Genomic DNA, 9,082 nt, shown 5'->3' on the forward strand with positions numbered 1-9,082 from the left:
ACTCACGTATGGGTTGTAAATTTATTATCACTGATAGTATTCGCTATTAATGATGGGATTCCTGCATATTGCGATTAATTATCGGAAGAATTTCCGATAAAGTAATCTCTGGTTCAATCCAAACGACAGGCAGCTTATTGCGGAAATAAGTTAATTGTCTCTTTGCATATCGGCGTGAATTTTGCTTAATTTGTTCGATGGCTTCTGCCAATGATATTTCTTCTCTGAAATAAGAGAATATTTCTTTATAACCAATAGCCTGTACTGACTGAGTATCCCTAATATCATTATCCCATAGAAGCTTCGCTTCCTGGACCAAACCTCGTTCGATCATGCGGTCGACACGCAAATTAATGCGCTCATAGAGAATTTCCCTTTCAACATCAAGTCCGAGAATCACATGTCGATACATGGGTTCATGTCCCTGGTTTTGTGGTTCGGCAGATTTAGTTGTATCCGAATGCTCTGCGATTTCTAACGCCCTTACCACTCTGCGTGTATTATTAGGATGAATCTCCGCGGCACTTCGAGGGTCTACTTGTTTAAGTTTCTCATGCATCGCAAGGGGACCCAGTTCTGCAAGTTGTTCATAATATTTGTTGCGGACGGTCTCATCGACCCGCTCCTCAGTAAAGTGAAAATTATATAAAACAGATTGTACATAAAGCCCGGTACCGCCAACTAGAATAGGCAATTTTCCTTTTGCTCTAATTTCTGCGATTTTTGCTCGTACTATTTTTTGGTATTCTGCTACCGAGAAAGATTCTTCTGGCTGTTTTATATCCAGTAAATGGTGAGGAATCCCTTCCATTTCGTCTGATGTGATTTTGGCTGTACCGATATCAAGTCCTTTATAAACTTGCATGGAATCACCATTAATTACTTCACCGTCCAGCAATTTAGCAAGCTTAATTGATAGGGCTGTTTTACCGGATGCGGTAGGTCCAACTATGGCTAACACTTCTAATTCATTCATTTTTTCTCCATCCAATTAATAATCAATTCAAATGTCTCTTCTTTATTAATCTCGTTTAGTAATTCGTGTCTTTTTCCTTCAATTAAAACAACCGTAATATCAGTAAGTCCTGCTTTCTTATATTTTTCAGCAACTCCCCAAAGTTGATTACCATTTTGACTTACGGGATCCAACGCACCAGATATCATCAAAATTGGGAGTTGTTTTGGAATTTCATCCATCTCTTTCATTTCATGTATCTTATTTATGCCTGTGATTAAATCAACAAAGAATTGGTTACTTGCTACAAATCCACAATAAGGATCATCAATATACTTTTGGACTTCATCAGAATCTGTCGATAACCAATCAAATTCTGTTTTAGCATCTGTAACACCTTTATTGAATTTTCCGAACGACAACTTGTTCAATAATGGATTCTCAATTTGAGTTCCTTTTACTCGAGCAAATCCCTTGGCGATTAATTTCCCAACTTTTCCAGAGAATCCAGCAGGACCTCCTGTACCAGATAAAACGATTTTTGAAATGGAGTGACCATATTTTTGTATATAGCGTCTGCCAATGAATGAGCCCATGCTGTGAGCAAAAAGAATGGGGCTTTCACAAGTAAAATCTTTTCTAACATCCTGTAAAACTTCCCGGACATCTTCCGTCACTCGATCAAAGCCGTCCTTTTCTGCAAAGAATCCCTTTTGATTATTTTTTTGTCCAGTGAAACCATGTCCCCGATGGTCATGCCCAGACACGACATATCCTTTGGTAGCCAAAAATTGTGCAAACTCTTCATATCGTCCGATATGCTCCGCCATGCCATGCAATATATGGACATGACCAATTGGTGGGTTCTCGGGTTTATAGACAACTGTATAGACTTCATGTCCATCTGACATCTTTACATAATGGATGCTTTTCGTCATTATGCATGCTCCTCTCGGAATGATGTTGCTGCATTCAGTTGATTTTTTAAAACAAAAAGATAATATTCCATTTGATTTTCCGTGTAGCCAAGTTGTGCTTTCATCATTTGACACACTTGTTTTTTATACGAATAAACTTCTTCAATGTTGAAATATAAATCTCCCGTTCTACGCACAAAAAAATCTGACGGTGTACAAGTCATTTCGAATTGTATTCCATACGCAAGTCTAGCAGCTAGTGGCAGTGGCAAATCAAAGGCATTTCCCTGTAGAACGCTCGCGTAGGCAAATAAATGATCGACATTTGTTCCATAAAAAGATGCCAGTTGGAGAGCCTCGTCATACGTTAAGCCATACCGTTGACCTTCCAGAGCTTTCATTTCAACAAAAGATGAAAAACGATTTGATCCACCTACATCTCCCCCTGATAATGGAAGATTTTTTGTTATGGAGGCACCATAAGAAAAAGTGGATTTTTTAATTACACGATCGACAACCATCTCCGCCATTTTGCGATATCCTGTCAGTTTGCCACCTGCAATCGTAATCAGACCGCTTGACGATTCCCAAATTTCATCTTTGCGGGAAATTTCGGATGGATTTTTTCCTTCTTCAAAAATAAGTGGCCTTACACCGGCCCATGTCGACTCAACTTGTCTCGGAGTTAACCTTATACTTGGAAACATAGATGTAATGGCTTCTAATATGTAAGTCACATCTTTACTGGTTGCAACAGGATTCTTCGGGTCATTTTCGTAAAATGTGTCCGTGGTTCCGACATAGGTTTTGCCATTACGGGGTATCGCAAATATCATGCGCCCATCATGTGTATCAAAATAAACCGCTTGCTTTAACGGGAAATCCGTTTGATCCACTACAACATGTATACCCTTTGTCATTCGAAGCTGTTTGCCATTTTCAATTGAATCTTTGGCACGGACTTGATCTACCCAAGGACCGGTTGCATTGACCATCTGAGTGGCATGAATCGTCGCTAGTTCTCCGGAAAGTTGATCTACTACTTCTACGCCGACAATTCGTCCTTGTTCATAAATGAAGGACTCGGCTTTCACATAGTTTACGCAAACGGCTCCTTTTTCAGCCGCTTTTTTTATGACTTCAATTGTCAAACGCGCATCATCAGTACGATACTCCACATAGTATCCCGCACCACGAAGTCCTGATGTTTTCAACAGGGGTTCTTTCTTCACTGTTTCTTCTGATGTTAACATTTTACGGCGTTCGTCCCGTTTGACTCCCGCCAAGAAATCATAAACGCGAAGTCCGGCTGAAGTCGAAAGCGGTCCAAATGTTCCGCCTTTATGAAACGGTAATAGCATCCACTCTGGTTCTGTTACATGAACTGCATTTTCATATACGATTTCACGCTCTTTCCCCACTTCCGCCACCATCTGAACTTCGAATTGCTTCAGATAACGAAGTCCTCCGTGAACAAGTTTGGTGGATCGACTGGACGTACCGGCAGCGAAGTCCTGCATTTCAACTAAAGCTACTGACAGACCTCGAGTGACGGCGTCAAGTGCAATTCCGGCACCCGTAATTCCTCCACCGATGACGAGTAAATCGAATTGAAACGTATTTAAAGTCTTGATTTGTTTTGGACGTCCAATTGCTGAAAACATGACGATCTCCCCTTATTTAAACAGTCGAGTTGCTTCCACTGCTTTTTGCCAACCACCGTAAAGTTCCTGTCGCTTCGTTTCTTCCAGTTGAGGTGTATATGTTTTTTTGCTGCTGCGCATTTTTTCGATTTCTTTTAGATCCGACCAAAAACCAGTAGCTAATCCTGCCAAGTAAGCAGCACCAAGAGCTGTTGATTCGTTTAATTTTGCTAATTCAACATCAAGCTGAAGCATATCACTCTGAAACTGCATCAAAAATTCATTATTAACTGCGCCACCGTCTACACGTAACGTTTCTACTTTCATGCCCGCATCCTGTTCCATAGCATCAAGAACATCTTTTGTCTGGTAGGCAAGAGATTCGATTGTAGCGCGAATGAAATGTTCTTTTGAAGTACCTCGAGTTAATCCGAAAATTGCACCTCGGGCATCTGAATCCCAGTAGGGTGTACCGAGTCCAACAAAAGCCGGCACAACGTATACCCCGTCCGTTGAATCCACTTTTTTAGCATAAGATTCACTGTCAGCAGCATTTTTCACCATTCGAAGCCCATCACGCAACCATTGAATGGCAGATCCTGCAACAAACACACTTCCTTCCAATGCATACGTAACTCGACCTTCCACTCCCCATGCGATTGTTGTCAACAAACCATTATCCGATGTAACGGCGGTTTCACCAGTATTTAATAACATAAAACAGCCCGTACCGTAAGTGTTTTTCGCCATCCCTTTGTCAAAGCAGCATTGACCAAAAAGTGCTGCCTGTTGATCTCCAGCAACTCCGGCTATTGGCACCGCAGCTCCATAGAAAACAGCTGGATCAGTTTTTGTATACACTTCAGAAGAGGATGCAACTTTTGGAAGCATAGTTAATGGAATGTTTAATTTCTCGCAAATTTCTTCATCCCATTTTAAGTCATGGATATTAAATAATAATGTCCGTGACGCATTTGAGTAATCGGTCGTATGTACTTTCTCACCTGACAACTTCCAAATCAACCACGTATCAATCGTTCCAAATAACAAATCCCCTTGATCTGCTAAATCTTTAGCACCATCAACATTTTCCAAGATCCATTTAACTTTTGTCCCTGAAAAATAGGGATCTAAACGTAGGCCAGTTTTTTGCTGAAACCACGTTTCCAAATCTTCCTCTTTCAGTTCGTCCACAATTTTTTGTGTTTGCCGGGATTGCCAAACAATGGCATTATAAATCGGTCGACCGGTCTTTTTGTTCCACACAACGGTCGTTTCGCGTTGATTCGTAATACCAATACCATCAATCTCTGTCTGTTGAATACCACTCTCAGTCAATACTGCGGCAATTACCGATAGGACTGAACCCCAGATTTCATTTGCGTTATGTTCGACCCAGCCCGGCTTTGGAAAATACTGCTGAAATTCTTTTTGTGCCGTATGTACAATTTCACCTTTTTGATTAAATAGGATTGCTCTTGAACTCGTTGTTCCCTGGTCAATCGCCATTATATACTCGCCCATACTTAATCCTCCTTGAAAGATCATTCCTGACAACTAATGCATCGTGCCATTTTTTAAGAAATTATTTCCTTTAATTATACTGTTTTTCCTAAATGAATGTACATGAAACACGCCTTGCGTTTTATCGTGAAATTTAGTTAATAAGTTTTTCTTTATGATATGAATTTTCCTGCACTATCAAGCTTTCTAATATATATTCACACTATTCTGTAGTTGCTTTATTGAACGTTGTCGCATATAGTTGTTCTAAGGAAACTTTTTTTCGATTAGGAAATAATTATTTTTATATAAAAATATGACGCATATAGATATTTAATTATCAGGAGGGATTAGAAATGACAACAGCTATTGCCGTAAGCGATTTATTTGTATCATACAACGGAAACGAAGCGTTAAGAAATGTCAGTTTTACAGTCGAAGAAGGAAAATTGGTTGGTATCATAGGACCCAATGGAGCAGGGAAATCCACCCTGCTGAAAGTTCTATTGAATCTCATTAAAAAAGATACAGGTAAAGTTGAAATACTCGGAAAATCGATAAAGGAAATGAAGACGAAAGTTGCTTATGTTCCTCAACGCAGCAATATTGACTGGGATTTCCCTATTACCGTTATGGACACAGTCCTAATTGGCACCTATCCAAACTTAGGAATTTTCAAGCGTCCTAAAAAAGAACAAAAAGCTTGGGCTTTAGAATGTTTAAAGAAAGTTGGCATGGCCGATTATGGCAATCGCCAAATTGGTGAGCTTTCAGGCGGACAGCAACAAAGAGTATTTCTTGCACGTGCATTGGCACAAAAACCTGAAATGTATTTTCTGGATGAACCATTCGTAGGTGTTGATGTAACGAGTGAAGAAAAAATCATTTCCATTTTGAAAGAACTTCGCGATAGCGGAAAAACAGTCGTTGTTGTTCACCATGATTTGAGCAAAGCAAGCGATTATTTCAATGAATTGATTTTGCTTAATAAAGAATTGATTGAGCACGGCATTGTCGAGAAAGTATTCCAACCTACCGTACTGAACAAAGCTTACACCAATCACTTCTCTCCAATTGTGGGCACGGAGGTGACATCATGATGAATTTTATTGATGCTGTAATTCAATATGAATTTTTACAAAAGGCATTGCTCACGTCGATAATGGTCGGAATTATTTGCGGGGTTATTGGATGCTTTATTATTTTACGGGGCATGGCCTTAATGGGTGATGCAATTTCTCACGCAGTCCTTCCAGGTGTGGCATTGTCATACATGTTAGGAATTAACTTTTTCATCGGTGCTGTCTTTACAGGAATTCTGACTGCCATCGGCATCGGATTTATCAGCCAAAACAGTCGAATTAAAAATGACGTATCAATTGGTATTATGTTTACTGCTGCATTTGCCTCTGGGATTATTCTCATTACGCTTATGAAAAGCAGTACTGATTTGTACCATATCCTATTCGGGAATGTACTGGCCGTTAGACCGACAGAAATGATGTCAACATTGGTGATTGGGATCTTTGTTCTAATCAGTATCTTTGTCTTTTATAAAGAACTTCTTGTCAGTTCATTTGATCCAACGATGGCAGCAGCATATGGACTTCCTACAAAAGCCATTCATTACTTTTTAATGGCGCTACTGACTTTGGTGACAGTCGCTTCTTTACAAACCGTAGGAATTATTCTAGTGGTGGCAATGCTCATCACTCCGGCCTCGACAGCTTATTTGTTAACCGATCGACTGTGGGTCATGATTTATCTATCAGCTGGAATCGGAATATTATCATCCATACTCGGCTTATATTTCAGCTACACATATAATTTGGCTTCAGGTGCAACAATTGTACTTGCGGCAACTGTATTATTCATTCTCGCCTTTTTATTTTCGCCGAAGCAAGGATTGGTCTGGAGATCACTAAAAAGTGCGCGAAAACGAGAAATGCATTCTCAATCTTAATTATTTCTGGAGGATAAACATGAAAAAAACACTATATTTATTAAGCACGATGAGTATTCTATTGCTGCTACTACTTTCAGGTTGTACAAAAGAAAATGGCAATGAAACAGATGACAATGGGAAAATTCAAGTCGTCGCTACCTATTCGATCATTTACGATATCGTTAAAAATGTTGGCGGCGATCGAGTCGAAGTTCATACACTAGCACCCGTTGGTTCAAATCCGCATGAGTACGATCCATTGCCAAAAGATGTGCAATTGACTACTGATGCAGATGTTGTCTTTTACAATGGTTTAAATCTTGAAGGAGGAAACTCTTGGTTTGAGAAACTCCTCCTCACGGCAGGAAAGTCCGAAAAAGATGCACCGGTTTTCCGATTAAGTGAAGGTGTTGAACCTAAACATCTAACGACTAAAGGCAAAGAATCAGAAGAAGATCCTCATGCATGGCTGGACATCCGTAACGGCATTATATATGCTGAAAACGCCAAAAATGCATTAGTGAAAGTCGATCCAGATCATGCGGCTGAATACGAAAAAAATGCGGAAGCCTATATTGCTGAATTGAAGAAGTTACATGAAGAAGCAGTTGCCCGTTACAACGAAATTCCTCAAGAAAAAAGAATTTTAATTACTAGTGAAGGTGCTTTTAAATATTTTTCAGAGGCATATGGATTTGAAGCGGCTTATATTTGGGAAATTAATTCAGAAAACCAGGGCTCCCCTGAACAAGTAAGTAAAGTCGTTGATTATATCCGCTCTAAAGAAGATCCAGTACTTTTCGTAGAAACGAGCATCGATCCACGTAGTATGGAATCCGTATCTGCTGAAACTGGTGTACCTATTTACGGAAAAGTTTTCACCGACTCCATCGGCAAGCCCGGTGAAGATGGTGACACATATATCAAGATGATGGAATGGAATATTGATACAATCTTCAAAGGCTTGACTGAAAAATAATGGGGTCGCTTCGACGTTGATTTATCGTTTACCCTACCGATTGCGATTTGACGTGGTATACTTGTAGCTGTCGTGAAGGGTAAAGATACAATAATATTTTCCCAAACGTGCATGTCTTTTACAGACAATCGAATCGAGAAGGTGAAATCAATGATTGAAATAAAAACATCAACATTAAGTGATGGAGAATTAAATCGTGGCGTTTTTGCTACGCGTGATATTAAAAAAGGTGAACTGATTCACGAAGCACCAGTTTTACCCTACCCAAATGAAGAGCATGAGCATGTAGAAAAGACGTTGCTTGCGGACTATGCATTTGAATATGGCATAAACCATACTGCATTAGTGCTCGGTTATGGCATGCTATTCAATCATTCGTATCAACCGAATGCTGTGTATGACATTAACTTTGATAATCACACTTTTGATTTCTTCGCTTACAAAGATATTAAAGCTGGAGAAGAAGTTTTGATTAACTATAATGGTGAAGTCGATAATGAAGATCCATTGTGGTTTAACAAAGAAAACCCAACAACTGACTAGTTTTCTAGTCAAGTGTTGGGTTTTTTTATGATGTTCGATATGATTTCAATGTTGTTTTAATTGATGCATATGTGCCGATTGCTGCAGCACTATAGAAAAACCCCATGAATATTCCAGCAGAAAGGTTATCGGGATGACTGATGAAAATCGAAATGAATAAACCAATCAAGGTTGCACACGTAGGGATATATTTTGAAGGTACGTGAACAAGGAATTTGAGGATGAGGAGCAATATTATAATTACAGGGATAGCCCATAGTGCATCCCAAACATTTGTATGTATGATTGGAAACTCAGTCATTGAATAGTCTCCTTTAGCAAATTACTTTTTACAAAGCATTACCGTGAGGGACACTTGTTATACATTGATTTTTTCGAGGCGATTATTCACATATAGGTGAACTTGTATTCGGTTCTTCCTTTTTGAGCAAAAATCATCTAATTTCCTTAGCTGATGTGTCTCTTTCAGATTTCTTCATTTTTATTAATGAAAACAATTCTCTAAAAAAGATATAATATCCAAGCAACATTAAAGATATCATTGAATATGCAATCGTAGGGTACTCATTAAATATATAATTTCGTTGACCAATGATA

Annotated in this window: 9 protein-coding genes; 4 read left to right on the forward strand and 5 right to left on the reverse strand. The window is 39.2% G+C overall.

Annotated features, from left to right (window positions below; all coding sequences use genetic code 11):
• Window positions 1–46: 46 nt before the first annotated feature.
• Genes miaA through glpK form a run of 4 tightly spaced genes read right to left on the reverse strand, consistent with a single transcriptional unit; the run spans window position 47 to window position 5,039 of the window.
• Window positions 47–976, reverse strand: coding sequence for a tRNA (adenosine(37)-N6)-dimethylallyltransferase MiaA (gene miaA / locus AC1DSK_RS09085; protein WP_477548012.1), 930 nt, complete (start codon window positions 974–976; stop codon window positions 47–49).
• Entirely contained in the window at window positions 973–1,893 is a 921-nt protein-coding gene (locus AC1DSK_RS09090) for a lysophospholipase (protein WP_477548013.1), read from the reverse strand. The genes miaA and AC1DSK_RS09090 overlap by 4 nt, the downstream gene beginning before the upstream one ends.
• The gene (locus AC1DSK_RS09095) at window positions 1,893–3,536 is read right to left on the reverse strand and encodes a glycerol-3-phosphate dehydrogenase/oxidase (RefSeq protein WP_477548014.1); all 1,644 of its coding nucleotides are present in this window, start codon (window positions 3,534–3,536) and stop codon (window positions 1,893–1,895) included. Before AC1DSK_RS09095 ends, AC1DSK_RS09090 begins: the two co-directional genes overlap by 1 nt.
• 12 nt (window positions 3,537–3,548) lie before the next feature.
• Window positions 3,549–5,039: a glycerol kinase GlpK gene (gene glpK / locus AC1DSK_RS09100; protein WP_477548015.1), complete on the reverse strand. Its 1,491-nt coding sequence runs from the start codon at window positions 5,037–5,039 to the stop codon at window positions 3,549–3,551.
• A 335-nt stretch (window positions 5,040–5,374) separates the two neighbouring features.
• Here glpK and AC1DSK_RS09105 point away from each other — a divergent pair, with 335 nt between their 5' ends.
• The 4 genes from AC1DSK_RS09105 (at window position 5,375) to AC1DSK_RS09120 (ending at window position 8,485) form a co-directional block, all read left to right on the forward strand.
• Window positions 5,375–6,118, forward strand: a complete 744-nt coding sequence (locus AC1DSK_RS09105) for a metal ABC transporter ATP-binding protein (RefSeq protein ID WP_477598188.1) — start codon at window positions 5,375–5,377, stop codon at window positions 6,116–6,118.
• A complete protein-coding gene (locus AC1DSK_RS09110; protein WP_477548693.1) occupies window positions 6,118–6,981 on the forward strand; it encodes a metal ABC transporter permease in 864 nt (287 codons plus the stop codon). The genes AC1DSK_RS09105 and AC1DSK_RS09110 overlap by 1 nt, the downstream gene beginning before the upstream one ends.
• A gap of 19 nt (window positions 6,982–7,000) precedes the next feature.
• On the forward strand, window positions 7,001–7,942 hold the full coding sequence (locus AC1DSK_RS09115) for a metal ABC transporter substrate-binding protein (protein ID WP_477548676.1): 942 nt from the start codon (window positions 7,001–7,003) through the stop codon (window positions 7,940–7,942).
• A gap of 150 nt (window positions 7,943–8,092) precedes the next feature.
• Window positions 8,093–8,485, forward strand: a complete 393-nt coding sequence (locus AC1DSK_RS09120; protein ID WP_016427498.1) for an SET domain-containing protein — start codon at window positions 8,093–8,095, stop codon at window positions 8,483–8,485.
• Between the two features lie 25 nt (window positions 8,486–8,510).
• On the opposite strand, the gene AC1DSK_RS09125 is transcribed toward AC1DSK_RS09120, so the two are convergent.
• Entirely contained in the window at window positions 8,511–8,786 is a 276-nt protein-coding gene (locus AC1DSK_RS09125) for a hypothetical protein (RefSeq protein ID WP_477548677.1), read from the reverse strand.
• Window positions 8,787–9,082: the final 296 nt, after the last annotated feature.

It is taken from the genome of Paenisporosarcina sp. P4_B8 (assembly GCF_056402175.1).

Excerpts from the sequence above, each read along its gene's own strand:
- miaA (WP_477548012.1), bottom strand. The coding sequence starts at position 976 with ATGAATGAATTAGAAGTGTTAGCCATAGTTGGACCTACCGCATCCGGT.
- AC1DSK_RS09090 (WP_477548013.1), bottom strand. The coding sequence starts at position 1,893 with ATGACGAAAAGCATCCATTATGTAAAGATGTCAGATGGACATGAAGTC.
- AC1DSK_RS09095 (WP_477548014.1), bottom strand. The coding sequence starts at position 3,536 with ATGTTTTCAGCAATTGGACGTCCAAAACAAATCAAGACTTTAAATACG.
- glpK (WP_477548015.1), bottom strand. The coding sequence starts at position 5,039 with ATGGGCGAGTATATAATGGCGATTGACCAGGGAACAACGAGTTCAAGA.
- AC1DSK_RS09105 (WP_477598188.1), top strand. The coding sequence starts at position 5,375 with ATGACAACAGCTATTGCCGTAAGCGATTTATTTGTATCATACAACGGA.
- AC1DSK_RS09110 (WP_477548693.1), top strand. The coding sequence starts at position 6,118 with ATGAATTTTATTGATGCTGTAATTCAATATGAATTTTTACAAAAGGCA.
- AC1DSK_RS09115 (WP_477548676.1), top strand. The coding sequence starts at position 7,001 with ATGAAAAAAACACTATATTTATTAAGCACGATGAGTATTCTATTGCTG.
- AC1DSK_RS09120 (WP_016427498.1), top strand. The coding sequence starts at position 8,093 with ATGATTGAAATAAAAACATCAACATTAAGTGATGGAGAATTAAATCGT.
- AC1DSK_RS09125 (WP_477548677.1), bottom strand. The coding sequence starts at position 8,786 with ATGACTGAGTTTCCAATCATACATACAAATGTTTGGGATGCACTATGG.